Below are 17,955 nucleotides of genomic sequence, written 5' to 3'. Positions count from 1 at the left end.
GCCGGGGCGCTATTCTCCCTTCGTGGAGACGACAGCTGATACAGAGCACCGCAGATTCGACAGTCAGCTCGACGGCTACCTCAAGGCCGACTTCCCCTGGTACGGGCTCGACGAGGCATTCACCGGCCATCGCTGGCTGAACCCGCCCGGGGTCAGCGCCGACGGCACCGTCGAGCACGGCTCCGTAGGCCACGGCGACGAGCCCTCCGTCAAGGTCGAGCCCACCCCTGACCTGCGCCGCTTCGCCGTCGTCGTCTCCGTCGCCCACCGCCCCGGCCGGCGCAGTGCCGACGGCACCGGCGTCCTGGAGGCGACCTCCGTCTCCTCCGCCGCCTGGCTCGCCGGCTCCGGGCTCCTGTCCTGCACCTGGCCCACCATGATGGAGCGCCACCTCCGCCAGGACTGGCTCGACCAGCAGACCGCCATCGCCTGGGACCTCGCCGACGCGCTCGACGGCCCCGGCTGGTCCTCGCTCACCCTGCCCGTGGACGGCGTGCCCACGCCCTTCCACTACCGCGAGTCCGAGTACGGCTGGGTGCTGGCCGGCTCCGCGCGCGGTGTGCACCTCGGCGCCTACGGGCGCGGCATGTCCGCGTACGGGCTGGGGCTGGCGGCGGTCGTGGACATCACGGCGTACGCGCGCGACCACCGGTAGACCTGCCACCGGTGGTCCCGTCGCGTCCCGCCGTCAGAACTTGTTGCGCGGCGTGATGCCCAGCGACATCCCCGCCAGGCCGCGCGCGCGGCCGCCGAGCTTGCCGGCGATCGACCGCAGCGCGGAACCCGCCGGGGACTCGGGGTCGGTCAGAACGACCGGGCGGCCGTCGTCGCCGCCTTCCCGCAGCCGTACGTCGATCGGGATCTGCCCGAGAACCGGCACCGTGGCGCCGGTGGTCTTCGTCAGGCCCTCCGCGACGCGCTGGCCGCCTCCGCTGCCGAAGACGTCGATGATCTCCTCACAGTGCGGGCACGGCATGCCGGACATGTTCTCGACGACGCCGACGATCTTCTGGTGGGTCTGGACGGCGATCGACCCGGCCCGCTCGGCGACCTCGGCGGCCGCCTGCTGCGGGGTGGTGACCACGAGGATCTCCGCGTTCGGGACGAGCTGAGCGACGGAGATCGCGATGTCGCCCGTCCCCGGCGGGAGGTCGAGCAGGAGGACGTCGAGGTCGCCCCAGTAGACGTCGCCGAGGAACTGCTGAAGGGCCCGGTGGAGCATGGGCCCGCGCCAGACCACCGGCGTGTTGCCGGGGGTGAACATGCCGATGGAGATGACCTTCACGCCGTTCGCGGAGGGCGGCATGATCATGTTCTCGACCTGGGTGGGGCGCCCGTCGACACCGAGCATGCGCGGCACGCTGTGCCCGTAGATGTCCGCGTCGACCACGCCCACCTTCAGCCCGTCCGCCGCCATCGCGGCGGCGAGGTTGACGGTCACCGAGGACTTGCCGACGCCGCCCTTGCCGGAGGCGACCGCGTAGACCCGGGTCAGCGAGCCGGGCTGGGCGAAGGGGATCTCGCGCTCGGCCTGGCCGCCGCGCAGGGAGGAGGCGAGCTCGCGGCGCTGCTCGTCGCTCATCACGTCGAGGTCGACGGTGACACCGGTCACGCCGGGGACCTTGGAGACGGCGGCGGTGACGTCACGGGTGATGGTCTCGCGCAACGGACAGCCGGACACGGTCAGATAGACCGACACGGTCACGGCCCCGCCATCCGCGATGTCGACCGATTTCACCATGCCGAGGTCGGTGATCGGCTTGTGGATCTCCGGGTCGTTCACCGTCGCGAGCGCGGCGCGCACCGCGTCCAAGGAGGGGGATTCGTGCGTGTCGGTAGCCATACCGTCGATGGTACGGCGCGCGCGGGGAGGCCCGGTCGTCGCCTACGTCACGCCGTCCCGGCGCTCGTCCAGTTCCTTGAGCAGATCCTGCAGCTCCGAGCGCATCCAGTCCCGGGTCGCGACCTCGCCGAGCCCCATCCGCAGCGCGGCGACCTCGCGGGTCAGGAACTCGGTGTCGGCGATGCTGCGCTCGTTCTGCTTGCGGTCCTGCTCCAGGTTGACCCGGTCGCGGTCGTCCTGGCGGTTCTGGGCGAGCAGGATCAGCGGAGCGGCGTAGGAGGCCTGCAGGGACAGCATCAGCGTCAGGAAGATGAACGGGTAGCGGTCCCAGCGCAGATCGTCGGGAGCGAAGACGTTCCACAGCACCCACGCGATGATGACGGCCGTCATCCAGGCGATGAAGCGCATGGTGCCCAGGAAGCGGGCGATCTTCTCCGACAGCCGCCCGAAGGCCTCCGGGTCGTACGCGGGCAGCAGGCTGCGCCGCCGCAAGCGGGGCTGGTCCAGGCGGACGCGGGGGCGGTCATCGGCCATAGTCGGCCTCCCGCCAGTCGTCGGGGAGCAGGTGGTCCAGTACGTCGTCGACGGTGACGGCGCCGAGCAGGGAGCCGCTGTCGTCGACGACGGGCGCGGCGACCATGTTGTAGACCGCGAGATAGCTGGTGACGTCCGGCAGCGCGGCGTCCGGGGCGAGCGGCCGCAGATCGCTGTCGACGATCGAGCCGACGAGGGTGTACGGCGGTTCGCGCAGCAGCCGTTGGAAGTGCACGGTGCCCAGGTACTTACCGGTCGGGGTCTCGTCCGGGGGCCGGCAGACGTAGACCTGCGCGGCGAGCGCGGGGGACAGGTCCGGGTTGCGGACGCGCGCGAGGGCGTCGGCGACGGTGGCGTCGGGGCGCAGTACGACGGGGTCTGTGGTCATCAGACCGCCGGCCGTCCGCTCCTCGTACGACAGCAACCGCCGCATGTCGGCGGCGTCGTGCGGCTGCATGAGGCCGATGAGCCGTTCCTGCTCGGCCTCCGGGAGCTCGGAGAGCAGGTCGGCCGCGTCGTCCGGGTCCATCGCCTCCAGGACGTCGGCGGCGCGCTCCTCCTTGAGCTTGCTGAGGATCTCGATCTGGTCGTCCTCCGGCAGCTCCTCCATCACATCCGCCAGCCGGTTGTCGTCCAGCGCAGCCGCGACCTCCGCGCGGCGCTTGGGCGCGAGGTGGTGCAGCACGTTCGCCAGATCGGCCGGGCGCAGCTGCTCGTAGGCCGCGAGCAGCGCCTGCGTGCCCTGGCCCTTCTCGTCGAGCGAGAAGCCGGTGACCGCCGACCACTCCACCGTCAGGGTCTCTCCGCGCCGCCGCAGCGGCCCGCCCTTGCCCCGCCGTACGAAGACCTTGTCGATCTCCCAGTCGCGGCGGGCCGGCAGCCGCACCATCGAGACGTCCAGCACGGTCACCTCCTCGCCGCCGTCGGTGAGCCGGACCCGCCGGTCCAGCAGCTCGCCGAGCACGAGCGTCTCGGTCGGCCGCTGCTCGAAGCGCTGCATGTTGACGACGCCGGTGGTGATCACCTGGCCGGATTCGACGCCCGTGACGCGCGTGATCGGCAGGAAGATCCGGCGCCGGCTCACCACCTCCACGACGAGCCCGAGGACCCGTGGCGGCCGCCCGCCGACCCGCAGCATCACCACCAGGTCCCGGACCCGGCCGACCTGATCACCGTTCGGGTCGAACACGGGTACGCCGGCGAGATGCGAGACGAAGACCCGGGAGGTACCGGCGGGCATGCGGTTCCTCCTTCTCCGGTGGGGATGCCCCCTCAGGCTAGCCCGCGCCGATCATCGGCTGCGCGCCGGACTGCTCCCGGCGGGCTCGCCCCGGGCTCACCCCCAGGCTCGCGGCGCGACGGTACGTTGCGGTAGCTTCGGCTCCGCTTAGCCTTCCCAGGAGGATGATCACCTGTGTTTCCCGGCCGCCGGTCAGCCCTGTTACTCATCCTCGGGGCGGTCTGCGCCGGCTGCGCCGGTGATCCGGACGCCGGGACCAACGGCGTCGCCAAGCTCCCGCCCAGGACCATCGAGAAGCGGGCCCGAGCCGCCGCCGGCACCGCCGACACCGTACGGATGTCCGGCACCGTCTCCAGCAACGGCAAGACCTACCGCCTCGACATGCGCCTGCGCGGCAACGGCGGCCTCGGCGAAGTCACCGCCAAGGGCAGCACCTTCGAGCTCCTGCGAGTCGGCGACGACCTCTACCTCAAGGCCGGAGCCGACTTCTACGGCGCCGAGGTCGGCGCCAAGCTCAAGAACAAGTACGTCAAGGTGCCCACCGGCGACCCCGCCTACCGCCAGTTCAGCGGCTTCACCGACAAGGAGGTCCTCCTCGACGGCCTCTTCGTCCTCGACGGCACCCTCGCCGTTGGCGACCACCGCTCCGTCGACGGCACCCGAACGATCGCCGTCACCGGCGACGGCGGCAACGGCGGGACCCTCGACGTCTCCCTGGAAGGCGCCCCGTATCCGCTCCGCTACGAGCGCGCCGGCGGCGCGGGGACGCTGAAGCTGGCCGACTGGGGCAAGGACTTCACCCTGCGGGCGCCCGACGCGGACCATGTCGTGGACTACGGCAAGTCGGTGACGCGAGCCAGCTGACTGCTTCGGGCGAGGCGGGTGCGCACCTGTGGGTCGTGGCCGGTTGCTCGCGCAGTTCCCCGCGCCCCTACGGGCCCCGGAAGGGGCGCGGGGAACTGCGCGAGCAACCCACGCGACCCTGCGCTATTACCGCCGCTTGCGCCGGAACAAAAGCTTTGGCAGCCCGGCGGGGATCGGCAGCCGCGTGGTCGCATCTGTCACCACGGGCGCCGCCGCCCCGCTGGCGCTGGGCATCGCGCCGGGCCGTTCGCCCGGCTCGCCGGCCGGCTCCAGCCGCAGGACGCGGCACTGGCGCGCCCAGCGCTCGGTCATGGCCTCGCCGTCGGGCGCGTTGAGGCGCTTGCCCTTGAGCTCGTTGACGGCGGCGGTCCAGGCCTCGCCGCGCGCTTCGAGCTCGACGACCCTGGCGGGGAAGGAGACCAGTCGGCCGCCCTTGTCCTTGCTGCGCACGGTCACCGTGGCGGAGCCGCCGTCGGCGAGCCCGGGCAGGGGCTGCTCGCTGTCGCCGCCGACGACGCAGACGGCGCCGTCGACCCAGGCGTGCCACAGGGCCTGCGGCGCCGCGGAACCGTCCGCGGCGACCCATACGAGCCCGGACTTCTTCGCGGCTTCCTCGACCAGAGCCTGGTCGAGGAGGGCTTGCCCAAGGGGCACCGTCTCCGTCATGTCTCCACCATATTGCCCAGCCGATCGACTCCGGCTCGGGCCCTGTAACCGGAGACCGTTAGCCTCGGGCCATGAGCAGGCCGCCTTTCCTCACGCTTCCCGACCAAACCCGCGCCTATCGCCTTCAGACGGCCCGCGGGGCGTTCGCGGTGCTGGACACCACGCCTCCCGCCGGGACGGCGACCAGGGGCACGGCGCTGCTGATCCCCGGGTTCACCGGCAGCAAGGAAGACTTCATCGCGCTGCTGGAACCGCTGGCGGCGGCCGGATTCCGTACGGTCGCGGTGGACGGGCGCGGGCAGCACGAGACCGGCGGCCCGCGCGACGAAGCCGTGTATGCGCAGGCCGAACTGGCGGCGGACGTCATCGCGCAGGCGCATGCGGTGCGCGACGCGGGCCCCGTGCATCTGCTGGGGCACTCCATGGGCGGCCTGGTGGTCCGCAGGGCGCTGCTGGACGGCGGCGCGGACGGCTGGGCGTCGCTGACGGTCATGAGCTCGGGGCCGGCCGCGATCGAGGCGGAGCAGCAGTCGCGTACGCAGCTGCTGATCGACGCGCTCGCGGGCGGCCTGGACATGGAGACCGTCTGGCAGGCCATGCGCGCGATGGACGTCGAGGACGCGGGCGCGCCGGCCCCGGAGGCTTCCACGGACGCCGTCGACGAGTTCATGCACCGCCGCTGGCTCGGCAACGTCCCCGAGCAGCTCGTCGTCACCGGCCGGCAGCTCGTCTCCGAGCCCGACCGGGTCGCGGAGCTGGCCGCCGTGCCCCTCCCCAAGCTGGTCATCTCCGGCGCCGTCGACCACGCCTGGCCGCCGGCCTGGCTCGACGACATGGCCAAGCGCCTGGACGCCAGCCGGGCCGTCATCGAGGGCGCGGAGCACTCCCCGAACACGGAGCGGCCCGAGGCGACGGCGCAAGCGCTGAGCGCCTTCTGGGGGCAGTGCTAGAGCTGCGCCTGCAGGTGCTCCCAGAAGCCGTCGCGCAGGACGCGCCGCAGGTCCGCGTGGCCGCGCAGGGAGATGTTGAGCATCCCCTCGGCCTCCACCAGCAGCTCCTGGTCGTACGCGGGCGGCAGATACGGGTGTCCGGGCAGCAGCTCGGCCAGGGTTTCGCGGCCGCGGGTGGCGAGCCACTGCGCGGCGACGCGGGCGCCGACGAAGTGGACGTCCTCGCGGGTCGGGACGATCCCCGGGCCGGCCGGCAGGTCGCCGCCCGTGCCGTAGGCCGGGGCGGCCCGCCGGGTGATGTACGGCTTGCAGAAGTCGAGGTCGAACGTGCGCTGGCTGTCGACCTCCCACAGCAGCGGGTCGGCCTGGTTGCGGCCGGTGTCGGCCTCGATGCCCCAGAGGTGGACGCGGGCGCCGTAGCCCTGGGCGGCCTCGACCGCCGAGACCAGGTCCTCGTCGCCGCCGATGAGGACGGCGTCGCTGATGGCGCGGTGCCGGGCGAGGTTCTCCAGGTCGGAGCGGATGAGGGAGTCCACGCCCTTCTGCTGCCGGCTGGCGTTGAGATTGCCGAGCCGCACCTTGACGTCCGGCAGCTCGGCGATCCGTTCCTGTTCGGGGGTGTGAATACGGCGCCGGGCACCGTCGTACCAGTACACGCGCAGCAGCCTGCTGTCCGGGAAGAGGGCCCGTGCCTTGTCGATGAAGGCCTCGATGATCGCCTCGGCGTCCAGCTCGAAGGCCCGCCGGTCCTCGGTTCCCGCGACGAGCCGGCCGGCGGCGGCGTAGACATAGCCGGCGTCGACGAAGACCGCGTGCGTGGCGGGGGTGGTGGCGACCTCGGCGAGTACGCGTTGCAGCAGCTCGTTGGTCCGCTCGATGGCGGCCAGGACAGCGTCGTCGTTCATAGGGATCACATTGTCGGGCGGTCCGGCGGCTGCGCACAACCGGAGGCGCTGCCGGCAGGTAGTTAGGCTCGAGAAAGTTTTCGTTAGCGTACGGAATGTTTTCCTGAGATGATTGGTTGTGCAGTCATGGAAGCCGGGACCTGAGTCCCTGGCAATCCAGACTTAACGGACAAGTAATGGCTGTGACGCAGCCCACCGCTCCAATGGAGGAGTGCCCGGACGAAGGGAGAAGCCCATGCGCTTCGAGATCATGCGCCTCAACGACCAGGACGGCACCGCCGTCGACAGCACGGTCGTGGACGCCGCCTCCGTCAAGAAGATCGTTCAGAAGGCTGCCGAGACCGGCGAGCGCCTCTACATCCGCCCCGCGCAGTAGGGGTCAAGAGGACTTCAGCTTTACGCAGCGGGGCCCCGTACGAGGACGTACGGGGCCCTTTCGCATGCGTCAGCCTTCGCCCCTGATGAAGCCGAAGACGCCGTTGGCGATCTGCTGCACCGCGATCGCGGAGAGCAGCATGCCGGACAGCCGGGTCACCAGGACCACGCCGCCCTCCTTGATCAGCCGGATGATCAGCAGCGAGTAGCGCATCGTCAGCCAGAGCACCACGTGCATCGCCACGATCGCCGCCCAGACCGAGGCCTGCTGTCCCGTCGTGTCCGCCTTCTGCACCGCAAGGATCACGGTCACGATCGCCCCTGGCCCGGCGATCAGCGGCATCCCCAGCGGCACCAGCGCGACGTTCACTTCCTTGGTCTGCCTGGGCTCGTCCATCTTGCCGGTGAGCAGATCCAGTGCGATGAGCAGCAGCAGGAGGCCTCCGGCCACCATCAGGGCCGGTACGGACACGTGCAGGTAGTCCAGGATCTGCTGCCCGCAGATGCCGAAGACCGTGATCACGCCGAGCGCGACGGAGGCGGCCTGCCAGGCCATGCGGCGCTGCGTGCGGGTGGCGCGGCCGGAGGTGAGGGCGAGGAAGATCGGCGTGATGCCGGGCGGGTCCATGATCACGAAGAGCGTGACGAACACGGAGCCGAAGAGGGTGACGTCGAAGAGGTCCATGGGGCTTCCGATGTGTGAGGGCGATCGAGCCGGGTCAGGCGCTCCGCAGGGGCGCCGCACCGGTGGCGCGCCGCACGATCTCCTCGTACACCGCCGGGTCGGTGACATGGTCGCCGAGCCGGATCGTCTTGCGCGTGCCGTGGTAGTCGCTGGACCCCGTCACGAGAAGCCCCAGCTCGGCCGCGATGCCGCGCAGCCGCGCCCGCGTGGGCTCGTCGTGGTCCATGTGGTCGACCTCGATGCCGTCGAGGCCGGCGGCCGCGAGGTCGAAGATGACGGAGTCGGGCACGCACTCGCCGCGCTTGACGGCGGCGGGGTGGGCGAAGACCGTCACGCCGCCGGCGTTCTTGACCAGGCGGACGGCCTCGAAGGGGTCGAGCTCGTGCTTCTCGACGTACGCACGGCCGCCGGGGCCGATCCATTCCGGGGTGAAGGCCTCGGCGATGCTGCCGACGAGGCCGGCCTCGATCAGCGCCTGGGCGACGTGTGGGCGCCCGACTGCGCCCTCGCCGGCGATCTCGGCGACGCGCTCCCAGGTGACGGGGATGCCGAGGCCGACGAGCTTGGCGACCATGGCCTGCGCGCGGCGCGTGCGGTCGTCGCGCACGAGCTCGCGCTCGCGGTGGAGCTCGGGCTCCTGGGGGTCGAAGAGGTACGCGAGCATGTGCAGGCTGACGCCGCCGACGCGGCAGGACAGCTCGGCGCCGGTGACCAGGGACAGCGGGCGCGGGCCGTCGAGCTCGCGCAGCGCCTTCTCTGCCTCGGCGTGGCCGCCGACCGTGTCGTGGTCGGTGAGGGCGACGACGTCGAGCCCGGCGGCGGCCGCGTTGCGGATCAGCTCGGCCGGGGTGTCGGTGCCGTCCGAGGCCGTGGAGTGGGTGTGCAGGTCGATGCGCACGGCTTGGACTCCAAGGCGGTCGGCAATAGAAGCGGGGTTGTGATTAGTAGGATAACGGCCTTGGAAGCCTTGGAATTCGAGGGGCTCAGGAGTTGATCAGGCGAGGTGACAGCGCACCGCACGGCACGAGGTCGACCTCGGCGCCCGCGTCCCGCAGGTCGGTCAGTATCAACTCGTCGTACATCAGCAGGCCCGACTCCTCGGGCCAGACGACGGCCCACAGCCACAGGCCGAAGGACTCACCCGCGAAGACCGCGCGGTCCGGCGGCACGCCGGTCACGTGCCACAGCGGCGTGGGCCGTCCGGCCGCGATCACCTTGGCGGCCGGCGGCTTGCCGACGCACATCTGCGGGCCCGGATCCGGTCCGGGAATGCCGGCGAAGTACGAGCCGAGACCGACTCCCAGCTCCTCGGCCACGAGCACCATCTCACCGACCCCGCCGAGCGGCCCCGGTCCCGAGCACGCCACGGCCGTCGCCCGCCCGCCGCTGCGGTCGTCCCCTGCGGACGCCACACCGGTGAACAGCCAGCCGACCGGCAGCGGCCACGGCATCCAGACCGGCACATGGGCGCGGTTCACCACCACGCTCAGCGCCTCGACGCTCGGTGGGACGACGGGCTGCAACGGCTGTACGGCGCCGTGCTCGTCGCACTGCCAGGAATCGGAGAAGAGGCCGGGCGCTCGCACCCGGCCACCGCACTTCGGGCAACTGGGTTCGCCCCTCATACCGCCCAACAGTCCTCCCGAGGCGTGCCCGCGTCAAGGACGATCACCCGTCCGGCGTGGATCGGCGCGTCACGCCAGGCTTACGGCCCCACGCGCCGGGTCCCGCAGATCGGTGCCGTACCGCAGCCAGCGCTCCTGCAGAGCCCCCGCGCCGTGCACCCGCTTCCACGCCGCCTCCGTGTGCGTCATCGGGAGCAGCGGGAAGAACCGCACCGGGTCCACGGGCTCATCCGGCTCCAGGTCCGCCACCAGACCTCCCGGCTCCGCCACCAGCACCGCCGCGAACGGCGCGCCGGGCCAGAGCGGTTCGCCTACGTCGAGTGAGTTCCCGGGGGCCACGACCACACCCTCCACCTGAGGGGAGGCCGCCAGCACGGCGAGGGGCCGCAGCACCTTGTCGGTGTCCGCGCGTCCTGCGCGCAGCGAGAGCACGAGTTCCGCGCGCGGCCCGCGCAGGGGGTCCGCGACCGCCGCCAGGGGGTCGTTCATCGGGGCGCGGGACATGCCCAGCGTCACGTATCGCACCAGGTCACCGTCGCTGAAGCGGAGCACCTCGATGCGCTCGGTGCCGAGAAACGTCACCGCCGCCCGCGCGTCCGGTTCCCCGAGCGTCATGCGCAGGCGCGCTTCCACCAGCTCCAGTACGTCGACCATGGGGCGAGCATAGAGCGCGTATCGAACAGGCAAAGCGCCCAGGTTACGCGGCGTCACACCTCGGTCCCCTGGTAAGGTGAGCTGCTGGCTACGCTCAATGAGAGGTTGCGTTCTGTACGCGATCCGGGCGGGAGCCGCTACATCTTCCCCAAGCGGGGACCGGCCGGAGGAGGTGGGGGCTGCAAATGGATCCTAGTCGACCGCGCAGTACGGGCAGCTCTTCCGCCACCCGGCCTTTCGCGTACTGATCCCCAGCGTTCCCTTCCCGGCCATCCTGCCGTGAAACACGGTTTCCCTGGGTTTTCCGGGTACGCGTACTCGAGGCTTCAGCAGCACCGGAAGAGCTCCCTGAACTGCGCTGTGATCACCCTGCTCTGTTGATCAGCATTTCAGGACGGCGTCCTGTTGTTACGCCGTCGGCCAGTCCGTGAAGGAGCTTGCCATGTCGATGATCCGCGACCTTCGTGCAGTTGTCCGCCCCACGCTGCGCAAGAGCCATGCGTCCTACGACTACGGCCCGAACTCCGCCCGCACGCCCGTCCCCAGCTCGGTCGTCGACTGCGCCGTCTACCGCGACGGCCGCCGCGCCAGCGACCACGTCAGCCCGCGCGAAGCGCTGGACAAGGTGCGCGCGGCGGGCGAGGGCTTCGTGTGGATCGGCCTCCACGAGCCGTCCGAGCAGGAGTTCTCCGGTATCGCCGAGGTCTTCGGCCTGCACCCGCTGGCCGTCGAGGACGCCGTCCAGGCCCACCAGCGGCCCAAGCTGGAGCGGTACGACGACAGCCTCTTCACCGTCTTCAAGACCATCCGCTACGTCGAGCACGCCGAACTCACCGCCACGAGTGAGGTCGTCGAGACCGGCGAGGTCATGGTCTTCACCGGCCGGCGCTTCGTCATCACCGTCCGCCACGGCGGCCACGGTTCGCTGCGCGCCCTGCGCCACCGCCTGGAGGACAACCCCGAGCTGCTCGCCAAGGGCCCCTCCGCCGTCCTGCACGCCATCGCCGACCAGGTCGTCGACGACTACCTCGCCGTCACCGACGCCCTCCAGGACGACATCGACGAGGTCGAGATCGACGTCTTCTCCGCCGCGCAGGGCCGCTCGGCCCGGAGTGGCGGCGACGCCGGACGTATCTACCAACTCAAGCGTGAGGTCCTGGAGTTCAAGCGCGCGGTCTCCCCGCTGCTGCGGCCCATGCAGCTGCTCAGCGAGCGCCCCATGCGGGTCGTCGACCCCGAGATCCAGAAGTACTTCCGCGACGTCGCCGACCACGTCGCCCGCGTCCACGAGCAGGTCGTCGGCTTCGACGACCTCCTCAACTCCATCCTCCAGGCCAACCTCGCCCAGGCCACGGTCGTCCAGAACGAGGACATGCGCAAAATCACCGCCTGGGCCGCCATCTTCGCCGTCCCCACCATGATCACCGGCGTCTACGGCATGAACTTCGACCACATGCCCGAGCTCCACTGGCGCTTCGGCTACCCGACCGTCCTCGTCGGCATGGTCCTCGTCTGCTTCGCCATCCACCGCGGCTTCCGCCGCAACGGCTGGATTTAGGGGCCCCTCAGGGCCTCTTCCTGTCGGCGAGGACGACCAGCGCCAGTCCCGCCAGGATCACCCCGAGCGCCGGGTAGGCCGCCACCGGCGGCACCTGGCCCAGCCACAGGGCGGCGACGAGGGCCGCGCCCGGGGTCTCCAGCAGGATGGCGGTCGAGGTGGTGGAGGGGCCGAGGCCGCGTACGACGCGGTTGAGCAGGCTGTGCCCGAGGAGTTGGGCGGCCACGGTGAGGGCGACGAGCTTGGCCCAGGTCGTCGCGTCGTAGCCGCCCAGTGCGGAGCCCGAGGCGAGGCAGACGGCCAGCAGCACGACGGCGGTCGTGGCGTAGCAGACGTACGTGTACGCAGTCGTGCTGACGGTCCGTCGGACCTCGGCGCCCAGCAGTACGTACGCCGCTGCGGCGATGCCGCCGCCCAGCGCGAGCGCGTCGCCCGCGAGGGCGCGGGGTGACAGGCTCAGGTCGACGCCGGTCAGGATCACGACCCCGACCACGGCCAGCACGGTGCCCGCCCAGACCATGGCGGGCGGGCGGTGGCCGCGCAGGCGGAGGAAGATCGTCGTCCAGATCGGGGTGGTCGTGCACAAGGCGGTCGACGAGGCCACGGAGGTCATGGACAGGCTCGGCAGCCAAAGCCCGAAGTGCAGGGCGAGCACGACGCCCGCGGTCACCGACAGCAGCAGCGCGCGGCGGCCCATGCGGCGCAGTTCGCCGCGGTTGTGGCGCCGGAGCAGGGCGAAGGGGCTCAGCGCCCCTACGGCCATGGCGTTGCGCCAGAAGGCGATCGCCAGTGCGGGGGCGGCGGTCGCCGCGATCAGCGGGGCGGAGAAGGAGACGCCGGTGATCGCGATCGCCAGCAGCGTGAAGTCCAGCGGGGTGGCTGCGGTGGCTGCCACAGGGGCCGCCGCTGCGGCTCTGCTCTTGGCGCTGCGCGCCTGCGTGCTGGGCACAGCTCTCCTCGGGAGGGGGTTACGGACCGGACCCCACCAGCGTAAGGCCCATCATGGCCTGTACTCATGACAATGGATCCGTACCCCGACGCTGTCGGGGTACGGATCCATTGCTGGGATCAGCCGTTGTCGCCGGCGGTGGCGCCCGCGCGGGTGCGGCGGCGACGGCGGGCGGGCTTGGCCTCGGCGTCGGTGTCGGCGGACGCGGCGGCGGGGGCCTCGGCGGGGGCCGGGGCTTCGACGACCGCTGCGACGCGGGTGCGGCGGCGGCGACGGGGCGCGGGCTTGGCGTCGTCGTCGGCGGCGGGAGCGACCTCGGCCGGGGCGGGGGTCACCTCGGCCGCGTCGGGCGTCTGACCGGCGCGGGTGCGGCGGCGCTGGCGCGGGGGACGGGCGGGGCGCTCTTCCTCCGTGACGGGAGCGGAAGCGGCGGCGGCGGGCTTGCGGCCGCCACGGGCACCGCGGCCGCCGGTCTCGCCGAGGTCCTCGACCTCCTCCGCGCCGAGGCCGGCGCGGGTGCGCTCCGCACGGGGGAGGACACCCTTCGTGCCGGCGGGGATGCCGAGCAGCTCGTAGAGGTGCTCCGAGGTCGAGTAGGTCTCCTCGGGCTCGTCGAAGGGCAGGTCCAGCGCCTTGTTGATGAGCTTCCAGCGCGGGATGTCGTCCCAGTCGACCAGCGTGATGGCGATACCGGACGCGCCCGCGCGGCCGGTGCGGCCGACGCGGTGGAGGTAGGTCTTCTCGTCCTCCGGCGTCTGGTAGTTGATGACGTGGGTGACGCCTTCCACATCGATGCCGCGAGCCGCGACATCCGTGCAGACCAGGACGTCGACCTTGCCGTTGCGGAAGGCGCGCAGCGCCTGCTCGCGGGCGCCCTGCCCGAGGTCACCGTGGACCGCGCCGGAGGCGAAGCCGCGCTTCTCCAGCTGCTCGGCGACATCGGCGGCGGTGCGCTTGGTGCGGCAGAAGACCATGACGAGGCCGCGGCCCTCGGCCTGGAGCACGCGCGAGACCAGCTCGGGCTTGTCCATGGAGTGGGCGCGGAAGACGTGCTGGGTGATGTTGGCGACAGTCGCGCCCTCGTCGTCGGGCGAGGTGGCGCTGATGTGCGTCGGCTGCGACATGTAGCGGCGGGCCAGGCCGATGACGGCGCCCGGCATCGTGGCCGAGAAGAGCATCGTCTGGCGCTTGGCCGGCAGCATGTCCATGATCTTCTCGACGTCCGGCAGGAAGCCGAGGTCGAGCATCTCGTCGGCCTCGTCGAGGACGAGCGCGCGGACGTTGCCGAGGTTGAGCTTCTTCTGCCCGGCCAGGTCGAGCAGCCGGCCCGGGGTGCCGACGACGATCTCGACGCCCTTCTTCAGGGCTTCGACCTGGGGCTCGTAGGCCCGGCCGCCGTAGATCGCGAGGACGCGTACGTTGCGGACCTTGCCGGCGGTCAGCAGGTCGTTGGTGACCTGCTGGCACAGCTCGCGGGTGGGGACGACCACGAGGGCCTGCGGGCCGTTGACGAGGGCCTCGGGCTTGGCGCGGCCGGCCTCGACGTCGATGGGGACGGTGACGCGCTCCAGGAGCGGGAGGCCGAAGCCCAGCGTCTTGCCGGTGCCGGTCTTGGCCTGGCCGATGACGTCGTTGCCCGCGAGGGCCACGGGGAGCGTCATCTCCTGGATCGGGAACGGGGTGACGATGCCGACAGCCTCAAGGGCCTCGGCGGTCTCGGGGAGAATCCCGAGGCTGCGGAAAGTCGTGGTGGTGGTCAGGATGCTTGCCTCTTCTGTGAGACGCGGCACTGAGCAGTGAGGGGGGTCGAGCGACGAGGTAAGGCGTAACCAATACGTACGTCACTGACCGCGCGGGGTGTTGGTACACAGCCGTGAGTGGCTGAGAAAGCGCGGGACCGCTGCCCTCGCACGTGTCGCGAGTGGGCCCCTCCCCATGTGAGGAGGGTGGTCGTGGAGCCGATCGGGCCACCGACCGGGCATCCAATTGCAATGCGTGCATTTCGTGCGTTTAATGCGTCACCCGCCTGTGTGAAACCGGCGGGCTCATATCACTGTACCCCGGAATCACGCAGCTGCGGCGGATGGATTTTCCCGGCATGCGAGACGGCACGCGAGCCGGACGGTCGGATCGGCGACCGACAGGGTGGTTGCCGCCCAGCCCAGGCGGGCTATTGTGCCCAGCATGGAGACGCCTGACCAGACGCCTGACGAGACGCCTGACGAGACCGAAACGACGATCGCCGCCAAGAACTGGGCGGCGGCCTCCGCCGAGCCGCAGTACCGCGCGGCGGTGGTGGACCTGCTGGGCGCCCTTGCTTACGGCGAGCTGGCCGCCTTCGAGCGGCTCGCGGAGGACGCCAAGCTCGCGCCGACCCTGTCGGACAAGGCGGAGCTGGCGGCGATGGCCTCCGCCGAGTTCCACCACTTCGAGCAGCTGCGGGACCGCCTCACCGCGATCGAGGCGGAGCCGACCGCCGCGATGGAGCCCTTCGCGGCCGCCCTGGACGAGTTCCACCGGCAGACCGCGCCGTCGGACTGGCTGGAGGGCCTCGTCAAGGCCTATGTCGGCGACTCGATCGCCTCCGACTTCTACCGCGAGGTCGCGGCCCGCCTCGACTCCGATACGCGCAAGCTCGTCCTGTCCGTCCTCGACGACACCGGCCACGCGTCCTTCGCCATCGAGAAGGTCCGCGCCGCGATCGAGGCCGAGCCCCGCGTCGGTGGCCGGCTCGCCCTCTGGGCCCGCCGCCTCATGGGCGAGGCCCTCTCCCAGGCCCAGCGGGTCGTCGCCGACCGCGACGCGCTCTCCACGATGCTCGTGGGCGGCGTCGCCGACGGCTTCGACCTCGCGGAGGTCGGCCGCATGTTCACTCGCATCACGGAGGCCCACACCAAGCGGATGGCCGCGCTGGGCCTGGCGGCGTAGTGCGGTGGCCGGGGACGTTCGGCGGGTTGCGCAGCCGCCGGCTGCGCTTAGGGCCTGTCCGGGCGATCATGAACGGCCCCTTCGTCGCCGCCGCGACATCAGCCGCTGGCGCGGCGGGCGGCACCTCGCGGCGTTGCCGGAATGCCCACAGACGAACCAGTCTGCGGGCATTCCGGCGCCTTGCGATGCACCGCACCAGACGACGCCGCTGTGACATCAGCCGCTGGCGCGGCGGGCGCCCATGATCGCCCGGACAGGCCCTAGTCCTCAATCGCCGGACGGGCTGAATTCAGCCGCTACGCGGGCCGGGGCGATGACGAGCGGGGGCCGCGCCGGTCCGCCGGGCGGACGAGCAGCGAGAGGAGCGCCACGGCGACGGCGGCGGCCACCATCAGGGTGAGCAGCACATGCCCGGCCCCGAGGATCGCGCGGGCCAGGAAGCCACCGATCAGCGCCGCCACCGGGCCGGTCGCGAGGACGAGGGCCGGTGCGGGCAGTCTGGCGGCGAGCAGCCGCACCGCGGCATAGGCGGCGGCCAGCCCAAGGGCTGCGAACGCGAGCGCTTCCCACATCATCGTGGCCCTCCCCGGGGATTGTTCGGACGATGACGCTCATACCCCAGGAAGAGGGGAAACGAAACGGCGGGCCGCCCCAATGGGCGACCCGCCGCAGCGTTTTGCTGGAGCTAGAGCGAGGCGCCGAAGCCGACCCGGCGCGCGGCCGGTTCGCCGATCTCGACGTACGCCAGCCGGTCGGCGGGCACGAGCACCTTGCGGCCGTGCTCGTCCGTCAGGCTCAGCAGCTTGGCGGCGCCGGAAAGGGCGTCGGCGACGGCCTTCTCGACTTCCTCGGCCGACTGCACGCTCTCGATGTTGATCTCGCGCGGCGCGTGCTGCACGCCGATCTTGACCTCCACGGCTTTTGTCCCTCCGATGGTCTGGCGGTGTACGCAGCTCACATTAGCCGCGTGGACGCTTTCGTGATCCGCAGGCCGCAACGCCCACAGCGAACAGAATCAGTGCTCGGATCAGTGCTCGGACCCGTGCAGCGGGAAACCCGCGATGCCGCGCCAGGCCAGCGAGGTCAGCAGCTGCACGGCCTGGTCGCGCGGGACCGGGCTGCTGGTGGCCAGCCAGTAGCGGGCGACGACCTGGGAGACCCCGCCGAGGCCGACGGCCAGCAGCATGGCCTGGTCGCGGGAGAGCCCGGTGTCCTCGGCGATGACCTGGCAGATGGCCTCGGCGCACTGGAGCGAGACCTTGTCGACCCGGTCGCGTACGGCGGGCTCGTTGGTGAGGTCGGACTCGAAGACCAGCCGGAAGGCGCCGCCCTCGTCCTCGACGTAGGCGAAGTAGGCGTCCATGGTCGCGTGGACGCGCTGCTTGTTGTCGGTGGTGGAGGCGAGAGCCTCGCGCACCGCGTCGTACAGGGCCTCGCAGTGCTGGTCCAGGAGCGCGAGGTAGAGGTCGAGCTTGCCGGGGAAGTGCTGGTAGAGCACGGGCTTGCTGACGCCCGCGCGCTCGGCGATGTCGTCCATGGCGGCCGCGTGGTAGCCCTGGGCCACGAAGACCTCCTGGGCTGCCCCGAGCAGCTGGTTCCTGCGGGCCCGGCGCGGCAGGCGGGTCCCGCGAGGGCGCGCCTCAGTGTGCTCGATGGCTGTCACGCCGCCTCCCATGTGGTTCGTTCCAGTGCACTGCGAGTGCGCTGCGGTGGCCATCGTACTTTTCAGTAGCGGGGCCGCGCGCCGTGCGAACGCACATTCTCACTGGCTGGGAATCCGTACACCCTCCTCGGCTTCGTACCGTGGCTCGGTTCAGCGGTAGTCGTCCTCGTCCAGCTCCACGACGCGGCGCTGGTCGGCGGCGTCCGCCGGGTCCGCGTCGTCGGGGCGTTCGGTGATGGGAACGTCGCGGTGCTGGAGCAGTTCGATGTGCTGGTCGGCGGCGTCGGCCTCGGGGGCCTCCAGGTCGAGCTCGGCGTCGTCCTCTGTGTCATCGCTGTCAAAGGCGTTCTCGAATGTCTCGATGTCGTCGGACACGGCTCGTCCTCTCTGAGCTGTCTGGACCCGTCGCCTTCCCCTACCTGCGAGCGTAGGAGAGAGTGCCCTGGCGCGCAGAGTGGCAACCAACGCTTTGCGACCTCGGGAGGAAACCAGGCGGACGCGAGTGGCGGCGAACAC

20 protein-coding genes and 1 pseudogene are annotated in these 17,955 nt (G+C 71.3%); 6 read left to right on the top strand and 15 right to left on the bottom strand.

All coding sequences use genetic code 11. The features are described 5' to 3' along the window. Positions 1 to 22 precede the first annotated feature (22 nt). On the top strand, positions 23 to 655 hold the full coding sequence (locus OG607_RS15650) for a hypothetical protein (protein ID WP_405723653.1): 633 nt from the start codon (positions 23 to 25) through the stop codon (positions 653 to 655). A gap of 33 nt (positions 656 to 688) precedes the next feature. Here the strand turns inward: OG607_RS15650 and OG607_RS15645 are convergent, their stop codons facing one another. The 3 genes from OG607_RS15645 to OG607_RS15635 are packed head-to-tail and all read right to left on the bottom strand — an operon-like array spanning position 689 to position 3,617. Continuing rightward, positions 689 to 1,843: an Mrp/NBP35 family ATP-binding protein gene (locus OG607_RS15645; RefSeq protein ID WP_405723651.1), complete on the bottom strand. Its 1,155-nt coding sequence runs from the start codon at positions 1,841 to 1,843 to the stop codon at positions 689 to 691. A 42-nt stretch (positions 1,844 to 1,885) separates the two neighbouring features. Beyond that, positions 1,886 to 2,377 (bottom strand): DUF1003 domain-containing protein, encoded by a 492-nt coding sequence (locus OG607_RS15640; protein WP_405723649.1) that lies wholly within the window; start codon positions 2,375 to 2,377, stop codon positions 1,886 to 1,888. Beyond that, positions 2,367 to 3,617: a magnesium transporter MgtE N-terminal domain-containing protein gene (locus OG607_RS15635; protein WP_405723647.1), complete on the bottom strand. Its 1,251-nt coding sequence runs from the start codon at positions 3,615 to 3,617 to the stop codon at positions 2,367 to 2,369. Before OG607_RS15635 ends, OG607_RS15640 begins: the two co-directional genes overlap by 11 nt. A 174-nt stretch (positions 3,618 to 3,791) precedes the next feature. Between OG607_RS15635 and OG607_RS15630 the strand changes: the two genes are divergently transcribed. After that, complete coding sequence (locus OG607_RS15630) at positions 3,792 to 4,481, top strand: hypothetical protein (protein ID WP_405723645.1); 690 nt, start codon at positions 3,792 to 3,794, stop codon at positions 4,479 to 4,481. A 126-nt stretch (positions 4,482 to 4,607) separates the two neighbouring features. Here the strand turns inward: OG607_RS15630 and OG607_RS15625 are convergent, their stop codons facing one another. Further along, entirely contained in the window at positions 4,608 to 5,147 is a 540-nt protein-coding gene (locus OG607_RS15625) for a hypothetical protein (RefSeq protein ID WP_405723644.1), read from the bottom strand. A 71-nt stretch (positions 5,148 to 5,218) separates the two neighbouring features. On the opposite strand from OG607_RS15625, the gene OG607_RS15620 reads away from it, so the two are divergent. After that, entirely contained in the window at positions 5,219 to 6,097 is an 879-nt protein-coding gene (locus tag OG607_RS15620) for an alpha/beta fold hydrolase (protein ID WP_405723642.1), read from the top strand. Here the strand turns inward: OG607_RS15620 and OG607_RS15615 are convergent. Next, positions 6,094 to 7,002 carry an NYN domain-containing protein gene (locus OG607_RS15615; RefSeq protein WP_405723640.1) on the bottom strand — a complete coding sequence of 303 codons (909 nt, stop codon included), beginning with the start codon at positions 7,000 to 7,002 and terminating at the stop codon, positions 6,094 to 6,096. The genes OG607_RS15620 and OG607_RS15615 overlap by 4 nt on opposite strands. Before the next feature lie 235 nt (positions 7,003 to 7,237). Between OG607_RS15615 and OG607_RS15610 the strand changes: the two genes are divergently transcribed. Then, positions 7,238 to 7,378: a hypothetical protein gene (locus OG607_RS15610; protein ID WP_405723638.1), complete on the top strand. Its 141-nt coding sequence runs from the start codon at positions 7,238 to 7,240 to the stop codon at positions 7,376 to 7,378. A 69-nt stretch (positions 7,379 to 7,447) separates the two neighbouring features. Here OG607_RS15610 and OG607_RS15605 read toward each other — a convergent pair whose 3' ends face one another. The 4 genes from OG607_RS15605 to OG607_RS15590 all read right to left on the bottom strand — a co-directional run bounded on the left by OG607_RS15605 (position 7,448) and on the right by OG607_RS15590 (position 10,341). Beyond that, positions 7,448 to 8,062 (bottom strand): MarC family protein, encoded by a 615-nt coding sequence (locus tag OG607_RS15605; protein ID WP_405723636.1) that lies wholly within the window; start codon positions 8,060 to 8,062, stop codon positions 7,448 to 7,450. Positions 8,063 to 8,096: 34 nt separating this feature from the next. Continuing rightward, entirely contained in the window at positions 8,097 to 8,960 is an 864-nt protein-coding gene (locus tag OG607_RS15600; RefSeq protein ID WP_405723634.1) for a PHP domain-containing protein, read from the bottom strand. Positions 8,961 to 9,045: 85 nt separating this feature from the next. Then, positions 9,046 to 9,687: a DUF6758 family protein gene (locus OG607_RS15595; protein ID WP_405723632.1), complete on the bottom strand. Its 642-nt coding sequence runs from the start codon at positions 9,685 to 9,687 to the stop codon at positions 9,046 to 9,048. A 69-nt stretch (positions 9,688 to 9,756) separates the two neighbouring features. Beyond that, positions 9,757 to 10,341, bottom strand: a complete 585-nt coding sequence (locus OG607_RS15590) for a suppressor of fused domain protein (protein ID WP_405723630.1) — start codon at positions 10,339 to 10,341, stop codon at positions 9,757 to 9,759. Positions 10,342 to 10,783: 442 nt separating this feature from the next. Here OG607_RS15590 and OG607_RS15585 point away from each other — a divergent pair, with 442 nt between their 5' ends. Continuing rightward, complete coding sequence (locus tag OG607_RS15585) at positions 10,784 to 11,899, top strand: magnesium and cobalt transport protein CorA (RefSeq protein ID WP_405723628.1); 1,116 nt, start codon at positions 10,784 to 10,786, stop codon at positions 11,897 to 11,899. Between the two features lie 7 nt (positions 11,900 to 11,906). On the opposite strand, the gene OG607_RS15580 is transcribed toward OG607_RS15585, so the two are convergent. Both OG607_RS15580 and OG607_RS15575 read right to left on the bottom strand, forming a co-directional pair. Next, positions 11,907 to 12,794, bottom strand: a complete 888-nt coding sequence (locus OG607_RS15580) for a DMT family transporter (protein WP_405736791.1) — start codon at positions 12,792 to 12,794, stop codon at positions 11,907 to 11,909. Between the two features lie 188 nt (positions 12,795 to 12,982). Then, positions 12,983 to 14,645, bottom strand: a pseudogene (locus OG607_RS15575) (DEAD/DEAH box helicase); the annotation flags it as partial. A gap of 387 nt (positions 14,646 to 15,032) precedes the next feature. On the opposite strand from OG607_RS15575, the gene OG607_RS15570 reads away from it, so the two are divergent. Then, positions 15,033 to 15,776, top strand: coding sequence for a ferritin-like fold-containing protein (locus OG607_RS15570; protein WP_405723626.1), 744 nt, complete (start codon positions 15,033 to 15,035; stop codon positions 15,774 to 15,776). A gap of 296 nt (positions 15,777 to 16,072) precedes the next feature. Here OG607_RS15570 and OG607_RS15565 read toward each other — a convergent pair whose 3' ends face one another. From OG607_RS15565 to OG607_RS15550, 4 genes are all read right to left on the bottom strand, one after another. After that, positions 16,073 to 16,351: a hypothetical protein gene (locus OG607_RS15565; RefSeq protein WP_405723624.1), complete on the bottom strand. Its 279-nt coding sequence runs from the start codon at positions 16,349 to 16,351 to the stop codon at positions 16,073 to 16,075. A gap of 110 nt (positions 16,352 to 16,461) precedes the next feature. Next, on the bottom strand, positions 16,462 to 16,692 hold the full coding sequence (locus OG607_RS15560; protein WP_329312844.1) for a DUF3107 domain-containing protein: 231 nt from the start codon (positions 16,690 to 16,692) through the stop codon (positions 16,462 to 16,464). Positions 16,693 to 16,803: 111 nt separating this feature from the next. Continuing rightward, positions 16,804 to 17,439: a TetR/AcrR family transcriptional regulator gene (locus tag OG607_RS15555; protein WP_405723623.1), complete on the bottom strand. Its 636-nt coding sequence runs from the start codon at positions 17,437 to 17,439 to the stop codon at positions 16,804 to 16,806. 150 nt (positions 17,440 to 17,589) lie between these two features. Further along, entirely contained in the window at positions 17,590 to 17,814 is a 225-nt protein-coding gene (locus OG607_RS15550; protein ID WP_329312840.1) for a hypothetical protein, read from the bottom strand. Positions 17,815 to 17,955 lie beyond the last annotated feature (141 nt).

Source organism: Streptomyces sp. NBC_01537, from assembly GCF_045040445.1.
Classification (GTDB): Bacteria; Actinomycetota; Actinomycetes; order Streptomycetales; family Streptomycetaceae; genus Actinacidiphila.
This window is presented reverse-complemented; position numbering and strand designations above follow the sequence as displayed.